This is a genomic window from Citrobacter sp. Cf118, from assembly GCF_030334095.1.
Classification (GTDB): Bacteria; Pseudomonadota; Gammaproteobacteria; order Enterobacterales; family Enterobacteriaceae; genus Citrobacter; species Citrobacter freundii.
Window position 1 is genome coordinate 208,318 of the sequence record NZ_JAOWES010000087.1, and the last position, 18,395, is coordinate 226,712.

Here is an 18,395-nt window from a genome sequence, read left to right on the forward strand (position 1 = left end):
TTATATTGGGGTACAGAAAGAGACGTTATGGTTTCAGGGCAAAACGCAGTTGATGCTCTCTGCGTTGCTGGATGTACTCCTTGCGCGAATCATCCCAGCGATAAAATCCCTGACCGCTGCGTAAACCGGTATCACCGTTGGCTACCTTGTCAGCGACCAGCGACATCATCTCGCTGCCGGTTGCCAGTTCCGGGAGCAGATGCCGACAAATATCCTGCACCGTAGAGAGTCCGGTCATATCTGCCGCTTCCAGCGGACCAACCATCGCATAGCGACGTCCGAGCGAGGCGCGCATGACCTGATCCACCACCTCTGCGCTGGCGATGCCGCTTTTAACGATATGAAGCGCTTCACGAAGCAAAGCAAACTGCAGTCGATTGCCGACAAACCCTGGTGCGGCGCGATCGAGCACGACGGCTTCCAGTTGCATCGAGAGCAGCAACTGTTGCAGCTCACGCAGGTATTCCGCTTTGGTGGCGGTGCCGGGGACAATTTCGACCAGCGGAATAAAATGTGGCGGGTGCCAGAAATGGGCGATGAGCAGCCGCTCAGGATGGACGAGCTTTTCTGCCAGCGCATCCGGCGGCAGGCCGCTGGTATTACTGGCAATGACGGCCTCAGGCGCGATCAGATCTTCCAGTTGCGCATACAACGCGTGCTTGAGCTCGAGCCGCTCCGGGATCGCTTCAATCAGTAACCCGCACGCAGCAATCTCCGATAGCGAAGTCGTACCGTGCAGACGACTCACAACCTGTTCTTTTTCGTCTGCGGCAAACTGTTCGGCGGTAATCAGCTCATCCAGAATACCGCTGGCAACGGCGCTAATTTCTGCAATTCGGCTGCTATCGGTGTCATACAGCCAGACATCGTGACCATAACGGGCGAAGTGGGTGGCAATACCGACCCCCATTAACCCCGCCCCCAGAACGCAGACAGGCTTACTTTGCATGAGAGACCTCCTGCAAACGCTCTACCGCCAGCGCTACGCCCTGACCGCCGCCTACGCACAGCGTAGCCAGCCCTTTGGTCGCGTTACTGCGGGCCATTTCGTGCAACAGTGTCACCAGGATTCGGCAACCAGATGCACCGATGGGATGGCCCAGCGCAATCGCGCCGCCATTTACGTTCACCCGGTCGCTGTCCCAGTTCAGGGATTCGCCAACCGCCAGCGCTTGTGCGGCAAAGGCTTCGTTGGCCTCAATGAGATCGACATCATTCAACGTCCAGCCCGCTCGCTTCAGGCACTGGAGTGACGCTTCTACCGGCCCAAGGCCCATAATGGCGGGATCGACACCAGAAACCGCGTAGCCTGTTACCCGGGCAAGCACTGGCAAATTGAGTTCTGCGGCTTTGCCGGCGCTCATCAACATCACCGCGGCGGCACCATCATTGATGGATGATGCATTTCCGGCGGTCACCGTGCCGTTTCCTGGCAGAAATGCTGGTTTAAGTTGCGCCAGCTTGTCGGCCTGAGTATCCGGGCGAGGCTGTTCGTCACGGTCCACCACACGTGGCGGCTTTTTGCCTTGTGGGACGCTAACCGGCGTGATTTCCGCGCTAAAACGACCCGCTTCAATGGCAGCGGCGGCTTTTTGCTGGGAGCGCAGGGCAAAAGCGTCCTGCTGCTCACGACTGATTACGAACTTATCCGCCAGATTTTCGGCAGTAATACCCATGTGATAGTCGTTGAACGCATCCCACAGGCCGTCATGGACCACGCTGTCTTTCATACTGGCATGACCCAAACGCAGACCGGCCCGCGCGCCGTCGAGAAAATAGGGCGCATTGCTCATGCTCTCCTGGCCTCCGGCAATCACGATTTGCGCATCGCCACAGCGAATTGCCTGTACCGCCTGATGCACCGCCTTCAGCCCAGAACCGCACACCAGATTAATAGTTAACGCCGGTGTGGTTGACGGCAGTCCTGCGCGTAACGCCGTTTGTCTGGCCGGATTCTGGCCACAGCCTGTCGTGAGCACCTGACCTAAAATCACTTCATCAATTTGTTCAGGCGCCACAGCCGTTTTTTCCAGCAGCGAACGGACAACCGCTGTACCTAACTCCACGGCGGAAAGTGGTGCCAGCGCACCATGAAAACTGCCAATCGGGGTGCGCGTTGCTGCGACAATTACAACATCCTGCATGGTCAGCTCCTCAGTTAAATTGCATTTCGGGGACAGTTTCGGGCACGATCAGCTTGCCGGCGGTTCTGGCGACGATTTCATCCACACTGATACCCGGGGCGCGTTCACGCAGAATGAACGCCCCGTCGGCAATTTCCAGCAGAGCCAGGTCGGTCAGCACGCGTTTGATGCAGGCCACGCCGGTCAACGGCAGGGTGCAGGCGGGAAGCAGTTTGGACTCACCGCTTTTGGAAGCATGGGTCATTACCACGATGATGTTGTCGGCTCCGGCAACCAGGTCCATCGCGCCGCCCATGCCTTTCACCATTTTCCCGGGGATCATCCATGAGGCGATATTGCCGTTAACATCGACTTCAAACGCACCGAGCACCGTCAGATCAACGTGGCCGCCGCGGATCATGGCGAAGGATTGCGCAGAGTCGAAAATCGCCGCGCCTTTGCGCGCCGTCACGGTCTGTTTCCCGGCGTTAATCATGTCGGCATCAATTTCGTCTTCTGTGGGAAACGGCCCCATACCCAGCAAACCATTCTCTGATTGCAGCATCACGTCCATGCCATCAGGGATATAATTTGCCACCAGAGTGGGAATGCCGATCCCAAGGTTGACGTAATAACCGTCGCGCAGCTCGCGGGCGACGCGCATCGCCATTTGTTCACGCGTTAACATGGTCAGGCTCCTTTCTGGCGCAGGGTGCGTTGTTCAATACGTTTTTCAAACTGCCCCTGAATAATGCGGTTAACGAAAATTCCGGGAGTGTGAATCGCTGCAGGGTCCAGTTCTCCGGGAGGGACAATCTCTTCGACTTCCACGACGGTAATGCGCCCGGCGGCAGCCATCAGCGGATTAAAGTTCTGTGCGGTGTGGCGATAGATGACGTTGCCGTACCAGTCGGCTTTCCAGCCTTTAACCAATGCAAAATCACCGGTTATCGCCTGTTCAAGGATGTAAGGGCGTCCGGCAAACTCGCGAACCTCTTTCCCTTCCGCTACGGGGGTTCCATATCCAGTCGCGGTAAAAAATGCCGGGATCCCCGCGCCGCCCGCGCGCAACTGCTCTGCCAGCGTACCCTGTGGCGTCAGGATGGCTTCCAGTTCGCCGCTAAGCACCTGCTTCTCAAACAGGGCGTTTTCCCCTACATAGGACGCGACCACTTTGCGCACCTGGCGCGTTTCCAGCAGTACGCCGAGGCCAAAGCCATCCACGCCACAGTTGTTTGATACAACGGTAAGTCCCTGTACTTCTCGACGGCGTACTTCGGTAATCAGGTTTTCAGGGATCCCACATAAACCAAAACCGCCCGCCAGCAGCGTCATGTTGTCGGTCAGTCCTTCCAGCGCCTCTTGATAAGTGGCAACACGTTTATCCAGTCCAGCCATATACTTGCCTCCCCAGTTGTCCTTGCCGACATCATTGGGGGTGAAAAATGATTTGTTAATTTTAAATTTGTGACTCACTCATTGGGTTTTTTTATCAATTTAATGTTAATTAAAGGTATTCAACAAGTTAAAGGAATGCGAAATGGGAATGAGCATCAAACAGTTACGCGCGTTTTTAGCGGTAGCTCACACTCTGAATTTTGCTCATGCCAGTGAAAGACTGAACATGTCGCAACCCGCATTAAGCCTGGCGATTAAAGGACTGGAAGATTCGCTGGGCGGGGCGTTACTGTTGAGAACCACCCGCAAAGTGACTCTGACGCAGGAGGGAGAAACGTTGCTGAATATGGGGAGACAGCTGCTGGCGGACTGGGAGAATACGGAAGAAGCCATGCGCCAACGCTTTACGCTGCAGCGTGGTAAAATCTCGATCGCCGCCATGCCCTCATTTGCCGCTAACGTCCTGCCATCGGTACTGAAAACGTTTCGTGACTCTTATTCTGGTATCAACGTAACGGTTCATGATGTGATCAATGAACACGTGATTGAAATGGTCAGTGAAGGGCGGGTCGAGATGGGCATAGCCTTCGAGCCGGACTATTCGGGACATCTGCATTTCACGCCGCTCGGCGTGGATCGTTTTATCGCGATTGTGCCGCCAACCTGTCGGCTGGCAGACAGGGATCGTATTGCATGGCGCGAACTGCTGACGCTGGATTTCATCACCTTGCAACGTCCGTCAGCCGTGCGGCTGATGCTGGAAGAACAACTTGTGCAAAGCGGACATACGCTGGAAGTGGCGCTGGAGAGCCATCAATTAGTAACCGTTGGCCGTCTGGTGGCTAACGGTCTGGGCGGTAGCGCCGTACCTGCACTATGCCGCACGCAAATGACAGAGTTAGGCGCAACCTGTATCGATCTGGATACGCCGGTGATCCAGCGTCGGATCGGGGTTTTGCGTTCAGCACATCATAAATTATCTACTGCTTCCGAGGTGCTGGTGGATTCACTGAAAAAGGCGTATCGCACCTGACTTTTCTCAACGGCTCAGGTCATGTAACCGCCCGCCAGCATCGAACATCACATCCGGTATCACTTTTCAGTAATGCCTGTTTTTTCTCACAACCGTGGGTTGCCAATGGACATCTGTCACGGAAAAAGCATCCCTGGGGCAACGTTCGGTTTCCCGGTAGCTCGGTTTTACGTAACACCAAATCTTCCGTCAGTGGCGCGCCCGTTTTAGGGACAGAGTCCAGCAATAACCGTGTGTACGGATGGGCGGGGTGAGTGAGAACGTGTTGAGCATCGCCCAGCTCAACAATTTGCCCTAAGTACATCACCGCCACACGGTCGCTCATATGGCGGACCACCGACACGTTATGCGATATCAATACGTAGGTCAGATTTCTGCGCGCCTGTAGTGACACCAGAAGATTGAGAATTTGCGCCTGCACAGAGATATCCAGTGCTGAAGTGGGCTCATCGAGGACGATAACATCCGGTTCTGACGATAGTGCCCGGGCGATGGCGATACGCTGGCGTTGTCCACCGGAAAACGCCAGCGGCAGACGGTCGAGATATTCCGGACGGATGCCTACCTGTTGGGCCAAATCTTCAGCAAGCATGCGGCGCTCACGTTCCGGACTTCGTTTTTGGATCCATACCGGCTCAGTGATCGTGCGCCACACCGGTAAGCGAGGATCCAGCGATGAAAGAGGGTCCTGAAAGACCATTTGCATACCGTTATGCTGTTTATTACCACGGCGAGAATAGCTTCCCTGGCTGGGTTTCAGCATGCCCATCAGCAGTTGCGCCAGCGTACTTTTTCCACAACCGGATTCGCCAACAATCCCAAGAGTTTCACCCTGGCGAATCTGTAAATCCAGACCGTTGAGCGCATGCACCCGTTCCGTAACCTTGCCAAGCCAGTTTTTACGCGCAGGAAAGTTGACATGAACATCCTGCAGCGCCAGTAAAAAATCAGACATGTGTTGTCTCCAGTTGTGGATACCAGCAGGCAGATTGTTGATCTACGCCTCCCTGACTACTTAACGCAGGCGTTTCTTCACAACGAGGACCAGCGGCAAAGCAGCGCTCACGAAATGCGCATCCGGCAGGTAAGCAGGTTAGGTTCGGCACGGTGCCGGGGATCGCAGGTAACAATGCGCGCGGCTCGCCGTGTTCCGGCGCGCATTTCAGCAAGCCGATGGAATAGGGATGCGTCGGACGTTGAATAACGGTTTGCGTCGGGCCACTCTCAATCACGCTCCCGGCATACATGACGTACAACCGGTCGCATAACTGTGAAACCACCGCCATATCATGACTGATAAATAGCACGGCTGTTCCGCTGGCCCGTGCTTTTAACTTCAGCAAACGCAGCACCTGCAGTTGCACCGTGACGTCCAGCGCGGTGGTCGGTTCATCGGCAATAATAAGCTCTGGCTCGCACGAAAAGGCCAGCGCAATCATCACGCGTTGGCGCATCCCGCCGGAAAGCTCAAACGGAAATCGTTTCATGACCTCCGGCGCGTCCGGGATTTGCATCTCTTCGAGTAGAGCGACGGCTTTATGACGGGCATCCGTGCGGCTTAACGCCTGGTGATGGCGGATTACCTCCACCATTTGCTGGCCGATACGCCGGGTCGGATTCAGTGCCGTCATGGGCTCCTGAAAGATCATCGCGACGCGTGCGCCGCGCCATTGGCGCATTTGTTTCTCACTGGCGTTGAGCACATCTTCACCCAGCAGTGAAACGCGTCCCTGGTGAATACGATAGCTTCCCTCCGGAAGCAGACGCATGGTGAGCATGGCGGTCACGGACTTACCGGAACCGGATTCACCCACCACACCAACGATTTCTCCACGGTTGATGTGCAGTGATACATGGTTCAGCGCATGCACATCAGCTTTATAGCCGGGGAAACTCAGATGTAAATCTTCGATTTCCAGTACGGGTTGTGTCATGACTGTTTTCCTCCGGCTTTCGGATCAAGCAGATCGCGAATACCATCGCCAAAGAGATTAAAGCCCACGGCGGTAATCAGAATGGCGGCGCCGGGAAAAGCACAATACCACCACTGATCAAGCACGTAATTGCGGCCAATTGCGACCATCGCGCCCCACTCAGCGCTGGGTTGCTGCGCGCCCAGACCGATAAACCCGAGCGTGGCAGCCATCAGGATCGCACTGCCGATATCCAGCGATGCCTGCACAATGAGTGGTGGCAGAGAATTGCGTAAAATGTGCCAGCTAATCAGATGCCAGCGTGAAGCGCCGTAGGTCCGGGCAGCCTGTACATAGCTAAACTGGCGCACCACTAACGTCTGACCGCGGGCGAGGCGCACATAGAAAGGGATACGGACGATGGCAATCGCCAGCATAGCGTTAAACAGGCTGGGGCCCAGCGCGGCGGCCAACGCCATCGTCAGCACCAGCGAAGGAATGGACAGCATAATGTCCATCATCCGCATAATTATCGCGTCGGCGCGCCCGCCCATGACACCCGACAAGCAGCCCAGCAGTGATCCCAATCCCCCGGCGATACCCACCACCACCAGACCCGCAACGACCGACTGCTGACTTCCTACCAGAACGCGGCTGAACAGATCGCGACCGACTTCATCGGTACCAAACCAGTGAGCGGCTGACGGGGGCAGCAGGCGCGCACTCAAATTGATGGCATTAGGATCGTGTGGCGTTATCCACGGCGACAGCACCATCAGCAGCAGTATCAATACGATAATGACCCCGCCAACCAGCGTCAGCGGGCTACTTTTCATCATCCAGAACAGTTTGGCCCAGTCCGTGCGGCGGCGTGCTGTCTGAGGGGCGGTCGGCGTTTCTTGTGTGAGCATCATTCAGCACCTCCACGTCCAATTCGAGGATCTACCCACAAATAGAGCAAATCCACCACCAGGTTGACCAGCACATAGGCGAACGAGACCACCACGGCAAATCCCATTACCGCCGGGAAGTCGAGCGCCTGAATTGAGGTCACCACCCAAGCGCCCATACCTGGCCAGGCAAAGACCGTTTCGGTCAATACCGCACCGTAGAGCAGATCGCCCAGCGCCAGGCCGAGGACGGTGATTGATGGGATGAGTGCGTTAGGCAATGCATAGCACAGCACGATGTACCAGCCCGGTAACCCGCTGGCGCGAGCGGTACGAATGTAATCTTCACTCAGTTGCTCCAGCATGGCGGAACGAATCTGGCGGGCAACGATCCCAAGATGTACAAAAGCCAGTGTCAACGACGGTAAAATCAGGTGCTGAAGCGCATTGAAAAAGACTTCGCCGTTGCCTTCCAGCAGTGCATCAATCAGGTAGAACCCGGTGACGTGAGCCGGTGGATCCAGCCAGTCGTCTAAACGTCCACCGCCGGGTAAAATTTGCAGATGACCGTAAAACAGCACGATAACCCCCAGCCCCAGCCAGAATGCTGGCGTGGAGATACCGGTAATTGCCATTAGCCGAACAAGGTGATCAAGCCAGCGGTTACGCCAGACCGCAGATAAAATACCCAGCGGGATACCTATCACCAGCGCCAGCAACAAAGAGCAGAAAGCCAGCTCAAGGGTAGCGGGGAAGAAAATGCGCAGTTCATCCAGTACCGGACGCCCGGTGCGAATGGAGGTGCCTAAATCGCCGTGAAAAATGTCGCTGACATAGCGAAAAAACTGGACATACAGCGGTTGATTCAGCCCCAGCTGTTGGCGAATATTTTCGACAATTTCATTGCTGGCGCGGTCGCCCGCCAGCAGCCTTGCGGGGTCGCCAGGTATCAGATGTGAAATAATAAAGGTGATTACGCAAACACCGATAACCACCAGAATAAGTCCCCAGCATCGCTGGCGCAAAATACTCCAGAACGTCATTAGCTTCCCCTTGCGGAGCCAGAGCGGCTCCGCGTAAACGTGGCTTATTTACTCATGGTGGAGATATTGAAGACCTGTTCCAGCATGGGGTTGAATACAAATCCTTTGACGTCTTTGTTCATCGCCAACTGATAGTTTTTCTGGAATAAATAGACGTAGGCCGCTTCATCAATCACGATGGTTTGCGCCTGCTGGTAGTCATTGGTTCTGGCCACCTGATCGGTCGTAGCCAGCGCGCTACGCAGCAGCTTATCGACCTCACTGTTTTCATAGAACGAACGGTTACCCGGCAAGCCTTTCTTATCTGACTCAAACCAGTAGTTCATAAACATGTACGGGTCGGCAAAATCCGGACTCCAGTTGCCAATGGCAATGTCGTAATCGCCTTTGCCCACGCGGTCACGCATGGTGGCGTTCGCCAGTTTTTCCAGCTTCACCTTAATGCCCAGTTTGCCAAGGCTTGCCTGGGTAGCGAGCGCGATAGGTTCCCAGTTAGGATCATTATCTGAGTACAGGAAGCTCAGGCTTTCAGGTTTGGTGGCAACTTTGTCCCACGCGGCTTTGGCTTTGGCTTCATCGAAGCTGTACTGCATGGCCTTATCGTCAAAACCCCACATGCCTTCGGGGATTGGGCCACGCATTTGCTTTCCATTGCCGCTCAGGATCCCGTTGACCATCCCTTTATAATCGGTGGCCCACGAGATAGCTCGGCGTAAATCCACCTGATTGAGCGGGGCCTTACTGTTGTTGAGATACAGATAAGTCACGCGCAATGAGGGATAATCCGCCACGTTCACTTTGCCTTCCTGTTTTAAAGCAGCAAGCTGGTCAACAGGAAGCGCATCGGCAATGTCGATATCGCCACGCGACAGTTGCAGGCGACGGGAGGCGCTTTCACCAATGATTTTGACTGAGACGCGCTTAAACGTCGGTTTTGTACCGGCATAATGCGGGTTAGGCACCAGCACCAGTTGTTGTCCCTTTTGCCAACTCTTCAGCATGAAGGGACCAGAGCCTGCCGTGTTCTGTGCCAGGAATCCGCGGGCATCGTCTGCGGTATGCGCTTTTAAGATGGCCGGGTTAATGATTGAGGCACCGTCATTTGCCAGCGTATACAGAAACGGAGCAAACGGCTGGCTGAGGGTAAACTTCACCGTGTTGTTATCGATGGCCTCAACCTTCAGATCTTTCGGGAAAGCCTCCGCAGGTCCCTGACCAATCTTGAGCAAACGTTCGAAGGATTGCTTTACCGCATCAGCCGTCACCGGCGTTCCGTCGGCGAATTTGGCATCGTTTTTCAGGGTAAACGTCCACTCTTTCTGGTCGTCCGAGGCTTTCCAGCCGCTGGCTAAATCGCCTTCAACTTCCGTGGAACCTTTACCACCATCGGTTTTGTACTGAACCAACCGCTGGTAAGAGGGATAGGTGACCGTCCAGTCATTGTTATCTATGGTCACAGCGGGATCGAGCGTCTGCGGATCGGCGGCTTTACCAATCACTAGCATATCTTTGGGAACGGCAGCCTGCGCGGCGGGCAGGGCAACCGCTAACGCAACGGCTATCAGAGCGGGGCGGAAAAAAGCGTTTAACGCAGGTGTAGTCTTCATAACCAGGCTCCAGAATTAAAGGGGATGTTGTGTTGTTATAGGCGTGACAGTGTAACAATCAATTTGATCGTCAAGCAGCGGGTAACGGGCGGCATCAGGTAATTCAAAATGCCACCATTCGCTGTTAATACCGACAAAACCACCACCAAACATAATGGCATTGAGCAGCAGGCGGTTACGCTGCGCTGCCGGAGGAACAGACGGATGCCAGGCATGGGAACGGTCGTGCATTTCATCAAAACCGGCCCCCATATCAAGGAGATGGCCGCGATCGTCCATCAACGTGACGTCAATGGCCGTACCCCGACTGTGATTGGAACCAATCGCGACATCGACAACATATTGCGGGTCGGGACAGGCATTCCACAGTATCGCCTGCGCCTGCTGGGGGCGATACGCGTCGTACACTACCAGCGACAAGCCCGCCAGTTGCGCAATGCTGATGCTTTTTGCCAGCGCGGTTACCGCCTCGGTGTGCAACAGGCAACGCGCTTCCCTGTAGATAGGTGCGCCGGTAATGTTGTCGGCAGTAGCGTATTTAAGATCGATATGCAGCGACGGAAATATCACCGACAGATCGACCAGTTCTGGGAGTTCTGACATAGCACGTTTCCTGTTTATTGTTCGAATTGACCAAATTGTTGTTGTAACTGGCGATTAGTTTGCAGGCGTCCTGCGAGGGCGTCACCCAGTTGCGCCACCACCGCAGAAAGTAATAAGTTGAACAGACAGCTCACCGGTGCCAGTGAGTCCCAGAAATGTCCAGTGTCGGTTTTTACCTGAAGCAAATCAATGGAATAATCCCTGGCCCATGGGCACCACACATCGGTAATTAGCGCCAGCGGAATGCAGCGTTCAGTGGCGACACGGCAATATTGTCGCGAAATAGCGGAGTAGGCGCGCATATCGGTAATAACCACGTAAGGCTGGCTGAATCCCGAGTTCAGCGACTCTACCCAACTGCCGGAAAGGCCTTCGGAGTAGCTGACTTTAGGTCGCAGATATTCCAGGTGACTAAAAAAGGCGTTAGCGATCCCGCGTGTGGACTGGATCCCGAGGATGTACACGGCTTCCGCATGCGCCAACTGCTGTGCAATGCGTAGAAACGTCTCACCCTGAGCAAGTTGGTAGACGTGGGTAATGGCGTCAATTTCCAGTAACAGCGACTGGTGCGCCCGATCTGGCAGGCTTTGTTGCTGGTGCCAGGAATCCAGTCGTTCATTCATTCCCCAGGGCTGATACGGAACTACAGGCAGCTCGCGCAGACTGGCTTTTGCATCCTCCAGGTTACGAAAGCCCAGTTTACGCAGATAACGTCCAACGGTAATGCCGCTGGTTCCGGTTGCTTTAGCGATGCCATCCGCGGTTTCAAATGGGATCTGCACAGCATGGGCTAACAGCCACCCAGCCACGCGCTTTTCGCTGGGCGTCAGCTGGCTAAAGGTTTGCTCTATGCGGGTAAATAACTCTGGTTTGGCTGTCATTACCTTCTCGCTGTTAGTTGTCTGTCAGATTCCGTATCTCTGTTAGCGAATTAACAATGCAGGACGCGTGCCATGTCAGTAACAGCAGCATGCTGGCTGCTTTTGTTAAAACTCAGCTCAAATTCGTTAACTAATGATCAACATTTGTGCAGCGTAGTTCAGTTTTGGTGCAACGGCAGAGGAAGCGGGGTATGAATCTGCTGATTTCGTCGGAACGATCACATTGTGGGCAACATTTTTCCCTAAGACATAAGAATCAGTAATTGAAAATATAAATTTCAGCCATATCAATAACAGCAATCTTTATTCTTATGACGATAGGGGTATTATTTTTTGCGAGCTACATTAACGGTGTTAAGCGCAAGTGTAGATATTATTTATATTATACATGGAGTACTACAATGAATAAATTCTCCCTTTCTACAGCAGGTATTCTGGCCGCAGCGCTGTTAACCAGTGTCAGCGTCAATGCAGCAACAGATAACGCTAAAACTGAAGTGACTCCGAAAGGCATGAGCTGTCAGGAGTTTATTGATTTGAACCCACAGACTATGGCTCCGGTGGCCTTCTGGGTGCTCAATGAAGACGAAGACTTCAAAGGTGGCGATTACGTAGACTATAACGAAACTGTTACGACTGCAGTTCCTCTGACCGTTGAACTTTGTAAGAAACATCCGCAGAGCGAATTAAGTAAAATAAAAGACGAAATCAAAAAAGAATTATCTAAATAAAATTAAGCCATTATTAAAACCCAGCCAAAGTGCTGGGTTTTGTTATTTGTGACGCTGTCACTTATTTGTTTTGCAATACTTAAGAAAACTTTATAAAGATATAAACACCTGTGCCGATACTGGATAAAAGTTAGCCTTTTGCAGAAGGAGTTTGTATGGCCTGGTATCCTACTCGTATTTCAACGCGTTTAACCATCGGCGGCATTCTGCTGCTTGCAGTAACGACGATTGTTATCGTGGTGATTATGCTCTGGCGTGGTCAGCCGCGCGTCGTTGAAATCAACACCGCCCTGATCGAAGAAACAGGGCAAGGTTTAACCCGTCAGTTGAGTACCGTATTGTCCCGAATTGAAGGTGAGACAGTCAGCCTGTCGCGACTGGCTGAAGTGTTGCCTAACGATGAATCGCTGTATCAAAGCGTTGTTCCGCATCTGATTGGTGAAGGTAAAGACTCGATTATTACCGGCGGCGGCATCTGGCCAGAACCAGACGCCTTCACCGCAGGTGTGGAGAAAAGAAGCTTTTTCTGGGCGCGTAATGCCGAAGGAAAGCTTGTCTATTCCAACGATTATAACGTCGAAGGATCAAGCGGATACCACAATGAAAGCTGGTATCAGCACGCCAAAGGGCAATCACAAAACAACTGCCTATGGTCTGATGTTTACCAGGATGCTAGTTCAGGCGTCAACATGGTGACATGCAGTGTGCCTTATCAGCAGGCGGGCAAGTTTGCCGGTGTCGCTACCACCGATATCCGTCTGGATAACGTCGCTACTTTCATGCAGCAGCAGGGCAACAGTACTGGCGGTTACGCGTTTGTGGTAGACAAGCAGGGACAAATTCTCTATTTCCCGCAGGCCGACCTGGCCAAACATAAAACCATTAACGATCTGGCGCAAAGCGCGCAGTGGCTTATCCCGGTGCAAAACGGTCTGAAATCTTTGCGCCCGACAGATGGGGTGAAGACCATAACGCTGGAAAATGATCTCATCCTGAATACAGCGTCACAGGTCATGCTGTTCCCGATGCCAGATACCGGCTGGGTCGTAGGGCTTGTGACACCAGAATCACGTATTGTCGGTCTTGCCAAAGTGATGATGCAGGACGTTCTGGAGGTATTGATCCCTATCATGACGCTGTTGCTGGTGGGATCATGGCTGGTGGTTCGTCGACTAATTTCACGTCTCGATGATACCCGTCAGGCACTTGATGACATCGCGCAGGGAGAAGGCGATCTTACCCGTCGTCTGGATGTTCGCGGCAAAGATGAAATTTCGGCTATCGCCGAGGCGTTTAACCTGTTCGTCGATAAAATCTCGGCCATCCTGATCACCGTCAGAAGCAGTAGCACAGTGGTGGCGAATAACGCCGTTAGCCTGGCTGATAGTAATATGGAGCTTTCATCTCGCGTAACGCAGCAGGCCGCTGCGCTGGAAGAGAGTTCAGCGGCTATGGAGCAGTTAAATGCGACCGTTCATCAAAACGCCAGTAATACACAGTTGGCGGATGAGCTATCCGATAACACAGCGCAAACGGCCAACCGTTGCGGTGATGTGATGCAAGGCGTTATCTCTACGATGGATAACGTCAGCGCCTCATCCGGCAGAATGGTGGAAATTGTCGCTGTCATCGACAGCATTGCGTTCCAGACCAATATTCTCGCCCTGAATGCCGCGGTTGAAGCCGCCAGAGCGGGTGATGCTGGCAGAGGGTTTGCCGTCGTGGCCTCCGAAGTGCGCACGCTGGCTCAGCGCAGTGCCACCGCTGCCCAGGAAATTAAAGCGTTGATTGATGAATCCGTTTCTCATGTTGGTAGCGGAAGTCAGCAAATTCACACTGCCGGCGAACGTCTGGGAGAACTGGTCAGCAATGTGCGTCAGGTACGCCAGTTGATGGGGGAAATACGCGTTGCTGGTGAAGAACAGCGTAAAGGTGTTTCCGAAGTTACGCTCGCCGTTACCGAAATGGACAGCACCGTTCAGCAAAACGCATCATTAATTGATGATGCCGCCGCACGTACACAGGCATTGAAAGAGGAGGCGGAGCAGTTGGCGTTGCTGGTCTCGTCATTCAGATTGCCTGAGCCTTCAGTGGGCTGATAACGACACGATATCCGGGTGCAAACATTGTGCCCGGATAACTCCAGTATAATGGCGCTTAACCACGATTTATCGATTTAACTCCTCTTTATTGTGCCTTACAAAACTTTGAATCATTCCCAACTTAACTCTATAATATTGGGTGTAAAGTCGTTTTTATTCCAATAAGAGCCAATATTATGGATTTAACGCTCAATACAGCAGCCGATATCGTCAAACTACTTTGCGACAGATTGCGTAAGGAACGGCTCGCGCAGCAAATGACGCAGGCAGATGTTGCCGCGCGTTCAGGTGTCGGTGTGAATACCGTTTCGAATCTGGAAGCAGGTAAAAATGTAGGATTTGAGAATCTGGTCAAAGTCGCGATGGTGTTAGGTTATGGTGACGCGCTCGAGGGCTTATTCAAACCCAGGATCGACAGTCTGGATGATATTTTGCGTTACGAGAAGAGCGCGGCACGTCAGCGGGTGAAAAGGAAAAATACTGATGCCTGAGCAAGTCGATATCTTTTATGAAGGCTGGGGTGAAAAATGGTTGTGGGGAAAACTGGTGTCTTCCTCAGCCCTGACCGGACGCCCGTTGATCGCCTTTGAATACAGTGAAGACGCTATACGTAAGGGGCTGGAGCTGTCCCGGCTAAGGTTACCACTGAACGGTCCTCGTTTACGCAGGGATTTCCCGGCTCATCAGTTGGGATTACCAGGACCCGTGTACGATTCGTTACCTGATGGTTGGGGTATGCTGTTGATGGATCGTTTATTTAAACGCCGTGGACTCAACGCAGCGCGCATAGGACCTCTGGAGAGATTAACCTGGGTCGGCAATAACGCAATGGGCGCCATGACGTTCCGGCCCGTTCAGTCAGATGCCGAGACGCTTTCAAAAGAGGATGTTCCTCTCGAACAACTGGCATCTGAGGTTCAGGAAGTCCTGAGCGGCGAAGGCGGGGAATTCTTGCAAAAACTGCTCCAGATGGGCGGTTCACCGCAAGGGGCCAGGCCAAAAGCGTTACTTTATCGTGACAGTGTCACGTCAAAGTTCACCACTGCGCCTCTCCCGGGGAGCGAAAGCTGGTTGATTAAATTTCCTGCCAGGCATGAGCATGCTGAGGTATGTGCCATCGAAGCGGTGTATGCTGAATGTTTGCGGCAATGTGGGATCACTACGCCTGATACCGCGTATTTTAATCTGCCTGACGGGCAGGCGGCATTTGCTACCCGCCGTTTCGACCGTGACCAGTCGGTCCGTATTCCTATGCAGAGTCTGGCGGCATTTACCGGTGCAAATTACCAGATACCCGGTGCTTTAGATTACCGGGATTTTCTGCGCGCCACACAGATTTGTACCAATGATGTCAGAGAAAAAGCGAAAGCGTTCGAACGCGTGGTTTTCAACGTGGCATTTAACAACCGCGATGACCATCCCAAAAACTTTGCCTATTTAATGTCAGCCGCAGGAAACTGGACTTTGGCTCCGGCTTACGACGTGACCTGGTGCGAAGGACCCGGCGGGTATCACCAAATGGACGTGCTGGGAGAAGCGCTGGATATCGAAAGAAAGCACCTGCAGCAGCTTGGCGTACAGGAAGCTGAGCTATCAGCTGAGCATGTGAACGCTATAATCGACAAGATCTGCCACCATGCAACAGCGCTAAGCGTTACAGCCAAAGACAAATACGCCGATCAGATAACACAAACTACGCTGAATACGATACAGAAACAGATTAATGATAATGTCCGCCGTTTAATGTCCCAGTAACGCAGATACAGCCGCTACACTTAGCGAAGAATTAAATCTGAGCGAGGCAACGTTATGGCTGAATTTGTCGTGAATATGCTGAAAAACACGCCAGTTTGGGTGTATCTGCTGTTTGCCTTTCTACTGTATCGAGGGATTAGAGCCAGAACACCCGCCACTGTCACGCTGGAAAAGCTGGCGCTGATCCCCGCTATTTTTTTAGTCTGGGATATCTACGATTTAATCACTTATCGCGACCCGACCCTCATTACGTATATTCAGTGGGCGATAGGTATCATCAGCGGCGCAATCATTGGCTACATATTAATTAACCCCGGCCGTTTGAGCCGCAGTAGCGCACCACGGAGTATTCACCGTCCGGCAGATTATTCCGCATTGCCATTTATGCTGCTGGCATTCGGCGTTAAGTACGTACTTGGCGTACTTAACGCCATTTCCCCCGACGTTTTACGTCAACCCGCAATGAGCGCCCTGGCTATCATTACTGGCGGCATGTTCGCCGGAATTTTTGTGGGGAAATTTACCCGCTACGTGAGCGTCTGGCTCAGGCTTCCCGCTCAGAACAACCATTAACGTCCCCAACGATTGCGAATATAGGTCACAGCTTCCTGCGTTTGCGGTTGATTAAGATAATCTTCGCGAAACAGGATCGTGCCGTTAATGTACGGTTCGGTCTCGTTTAGATCGAGCTGCTTTTTCAGTTCCGGCACACCGCCTTTGACCGTCCAGTCTGGCTCTTTTCGCGACGGCTCGCCGACTTTATACAGCGCTACACCAATGTAGAGGCGAGTGTTGGTTGATTTCACGACATCTGCCCACCATTTTGCCAGTACATCGTAGCGCGCTGCATCGCGGGCAAAAGGCCAGTAGAGTTGCGGTGCGATGTAATCCAGCAAGCCTTGTTGCACCCAACGGCGGGTGTCGGCATAAGACTCATCATACGCTGCCGCACCGCGCGTGTCGGAGCCCGCTGGATCGTGCGAACGGTTGCGCCATACGCCCGCAGGGCTGACACCGAATTCAACCTCAGGCTTGAGTTTCTTGATAGTCCGCGATACCTGGGCAATCAGCCGTTGCGTGTTATCGCGGCGCCAGTCAGCTTTGGAAGCGAATCCCTGGCCGTATCTTCTGAACGTCTGGCTGTCATTGAGCGCAGAGCCAGGAGACTCGGTATAGAAGTAATCATCAAACTGCACACCGTCAACAGGGTAATTCTCAACCACTTCCGCCACGATGCTGGTTATCCAGTCACGCACTTCGGGAATACCGGGGTCTAACACAAAACGCTCGCCCGCGGTGCGGATCCAGTCCCGATGCAGAACGTATACGCTGGACGGTGTTTGTGACAGCGTGCTGTTTAATTCAGTGACCGTCGAAGGTTTGGTGTTTACAGACACGCGATAGGGGTTAAGCCAGGCATGAACTTTCATTCCGCGCTTATGCGCTTCATCGAGCATAAACTGCAGCGGATCGTAACCTGGATCCTGGCCAATCGTGCCGGTCAGGGTATCTGACCACGGTAGAATCTTTGACTTCCACAATGCGGTCCCATCGGGCTTAACCTGGAAAAAAACGGTGTTAATACCCAGCCGTTTCAGGTTGTCCAACTTATCCGTCAGCGCTTTTTGCTGCTGGCTGATGCGTACAGCAGGTGAACTGATGTTCACGGATGAGATCGGCGGCCAGTCAAGACGTGAAACCGTCGCCAGCCAGATCCCACGCACTGGTTCCTTGCTCTGCTGGGGTTTGCTCACCGGAGGTTGCGAAGTGGTTTTGGGGCCGGGCGGTTGTGAAGAGCAGCTGCCAAGTAACAACATACTGCCCACAAGTACAGCAAACCATTTCATGTTGGTCAGCGGTAGTCTGGCACGAGAACGGGCGAGAATCTTCGCCAGTTTTTTCTGATAATTTCCTGAAAAGAAACCGGATGCTGCCATCTGATTTTGCTCTTATTTCTTCTTATTGCGGCTGTTAGCCCAGGGATCGAAGGCCGGTTCGGGAGTGTGATTTGAGACCTGGTCATGTAGAGAGTCCAGGTACAGCGCTTCTACTTCTGCCCGTGCCCACGGCGTACGGCGCAGAAACTTCAGACTGGATTTAACGCTCGGTTCATTTTTAAAGCAGTTGATATTGATAAGTTGCGCCAGCTCAGCCCAACCATAACGTTCAACCAGGGCATTGACCTGCATTTCTAGCGTCACGCCATGTAAAGGGTCTTTAGAATTATGAGCATTCATATGAAGTCCAGTTCAGTGGTTCCAGATTTTGTCAGTAGTGAGACGGGAAGAAGGTTACAAGAAAGCAAAGCTGCCAGCA

19 protein-coding genes are annotated in these 18,395 nt (G+C 53.1%); 6 read left to right on the plus strand and 13 right to left on the minus strand.

The genetic code is table 11. From position 1 onward, the window contains the following. Window positions 1-25: 25 nt before the first annotated feature. Genes OGX67_RS16245 through OGX67_RS16260 form a run of 4 tightly spaced genes read right to left on the minus strand, consistent with a single transcriptional unit; the run spans window position 26 to window position 3,521 of the window. Window positions 26-949 carry a 3-hydroxyacyl-CoA dehydrogenase family protein gene (locus OGX67_RS16245; protein WP_257652040.1) on the minus strand — a complete coding sequence of 308 codons (924 nt, stop codon included), beginning with the start codon at window positions 947-949 and terminating at the stop codon, window positions 26-28. Next, a complete protein-coding gene (locus OGX67_RS16250; protein ID WP_257652041.1) occupies window positions 939-2,144 on the minus strand; it encodes an acetyl-CoA C-acetyltransferase in 1,206 nt (401 codons plus the stop codon). Before OGX67_RS16250 ends, OGX67_RS16245 begins: the two co-directional genes overlap by 11 nt. A 10-nt stretch (window positions 2,145-2,154) precedes the next feature. Next, on the minus strand, window positions 2,155-2,811 hold the full coding sequence (locus OGX67_RS16255; protein ID WP_003020022.1) for a CoA transferase subunit B: 657 nt from the start codon (window positions 2,809-2,811) through the stop codon (window positions 2,155-2,157). Between the two features lie 2 nt (window positions 2,812-2,813). Then, window positions 2,814-3,521: a CoA transferase subunit A gene (locus tag OGX67_RS16260; RefSeq protein WP_003020020.1), complete on the minus strand. Its 708-nt coding sequence runs from the start codon at window positions 3,519-3,521 to the stop codon at window positions 2,814-2,816. Between the two features lie 142 nt (window positions 3,522-3,663). Here OGX67_RS16260 and OGX67_RS16265 point away from each other — a divergent pair, with 142 nt between their 5' ends. Then, entirely contained in the window at window positions 3,664-4,554 is an 891-nt protein-coding gene (locus OGX67_RS16265; protein ID WP_003020016.1) for a LysR family transcriptional regulator, read from the plus strand. Between the two features lie 19 nt (window positions 4,555-4,573). Here the strand turns inward: OGX67_RS16265 and OGX67_RS16270 are convergent, their stop codons facing one another. From OGX67_RS16270 to OGX67_RS16300, 7 genes are read right to left on the minus strand one after another with little or no spacing between them, the layout of a single operon-like run. Continuing rightward, complete coding sequence (locus OGX67_RS16270) at window positions 4,574-5,509, minus strand: ABC transporter ATP-binding protein (protein WP_257652042.1); 936 nt, start codon at window positions 5,507-5,509, stop codon at window positions 4,574-4,576. Continuing rightward, a complete protein-coding gene (locus OGX67_RS16275; RefSeq protein ID WP_003020012.1) occupies window positions 5,502-6,488 on the minus strand; it encodes an ABC transporter ATP-binding protein in 987 nt (328 codons plus the stop codon). The genes OGX67_RS16270 and OGX67_RS16275 overlap by 8 nt, the downstream gene beginning before the upstream one ends. Next, window positions 6,485-7,381, minus strand: a complete 897-nt coding sequence (gene ddpC, locus OGX67_RS16280) for a D,D-dipeptide ABC transporter permease (RefSeq protein ID WP_003020010.1) — start codon at window positions 7,379-7,381, stop codon at window positions 6,485-6,487. Before ddpC ends, OGX67_RS16275 begins: the two co-directional genes overlap by 4 nt. After that, window positions 7,378-8,400: an ABC transporter permease gene (locus tag OGX67_RS16285; protein WP_204583511.1), complete on the minus strand. Its 1,023-nt coding sequence runs from the start codon at window positions 8,398-8,400 to the stop codon at window positions 7,378-7,380. The genes ddpC and OGX67_RS16285 overlap by 4 nt, the downstream gene beginning before the upstream one ends. 44 nt (window positions 8,401-8,444) lie before the next feature. Next, on the minus strand, window positions 8,445-10,007 hold the full coding sequence (locus OGX67_RS16290; RefSeq protein ID WP_257652043.1) for an ABC transporter substrate-binding protein: 1,563 nt from the start codon (window positions 10,005-10,007) through the stop codon (window positions 8,445-8,447). A gap of 15 nt (window positions 10,008-10,022) precedes the next feature. Next, entirely contained in the window at window positions 10,023-10,610 is a 588-nt protein-coding gene (gene ddpX, locus OGX67_RS16295; RefSeq protein WP_257652044.1) for a D-alanyl-D-alanine dipeptidase, read from the minus strand. A gap of 14 nt (window positions 10,611-10,624) precedes the next feature. Next, window positions 10,625-11,491 (minus strand): MurR/RpiR family transcriptional regulator, encoded by an 867-nt coding sequence (locus tag OGX67_RS16300; RefSeq protein WP_003020002.1) that lies wholly within the window; start codon window positions 11,489-11,491, stop codon window positions 10,625-10,627. A gap of 401 nt (window positions 11,492-11,892) precedes the next feature. On the opposite strand from OGX67_RS16300, the gene hdeB reads away from it, so the two are divergent. The 5 genes from hdeB (at window position 11,893) to OGX67_RS16325 (ending at window position 16,652) form a co-directional block, all read left to right on the plus strand. Then, a complete protein-coding gene (gene hdeB / locus OGX67_RS16305; RefSeq protein ID WP_257652045.1) occupies window positions 11,893-12,222 on the plus strand; it encodes an acid-activated periplasmic chaperone HdeB in 330 nt (109 codons plus the stop codon). A gap of 155 nt (window positions 12,223-12,377) precedes the next feature. Then, entirely contained in the window at window positions 12,378-14,321 is a 1,944-nt protein-coding gene (locus OGX67_RS16310) for a methyl-accepting chemotaxis protein (RefSeq protein WP_257652046.1), read from the plus strand. A 179-nt stretch (window positions 14,322-14,500) separates the two neighbouring features. Further along, window positions 14,501-14,815, plus strand: coding sequence for a helix-turn-helix domain-containing protein (locus OGX67_RS16315; protein ID WP_003836258.1), 315 nt, complete (start codon window positions 14,501-14,503; stop codon window positions 14,813-14,815). Next, window positions 14,808-16,079, plus strand: a complete 1,272-nt coding sequence (locus tag OGX67_RS16320) for a type II toxin-antitoxin system HipA family toxin (RefSeq protein ID WP_086504090.1) — start codon at window positions 14,808-14,810, stop codon at window positions 16,077-16,079. Before OGX67_RS16315 ends, OGX67_RS16320 begins: the two co-directional genes overlap by 8 nt. A gap of 54 nt (window positions 16,080-16,133) precedes the next feature. Further along, complete coding sequence (locus OGX67_RS16325) at window positions 16,134-16,652, plus strand: hypothetical protein (RefSeq protein ID WP_086504089.1); 519 nt, start codon at window positions 16,134-16,136, stop codon at window positions 16,650-16,652. Here the strand turns inward: OGX67_RS16325 and OGX67_RS16330 are convergent. Then, on the minus strand, window positions 16,649-18,016 hold the full coding sequence (locus tag OGX67_RS16330) for a glycoside hydrolase family 10-like protein (protein ID WP_257652047.1): 1,368 nt from the start codon (window positions 18,014-18,016) through the stop codon (window positions 16,649-16,651). The two genes, OGX67_RS16325 and OGX67_RS16330, sit on opposite strands and share 4 nt — an antisense overlap. Before the next feature lie 12 nt (window positions 18,017-18,028). Next, window positions 18,029-18,316, minus strand: a complete 288-nt coding sequence (locus OGX67_RS16335) for a VF530 family protein (RefSeq protein ID WP_110248478.1) — start codon at window positions 18,314-18,316, stop codon at window positions 18,029-18,031. Between the last annotated feature and the right edge of the window lie 79 nt (window positions 18,317-18,395).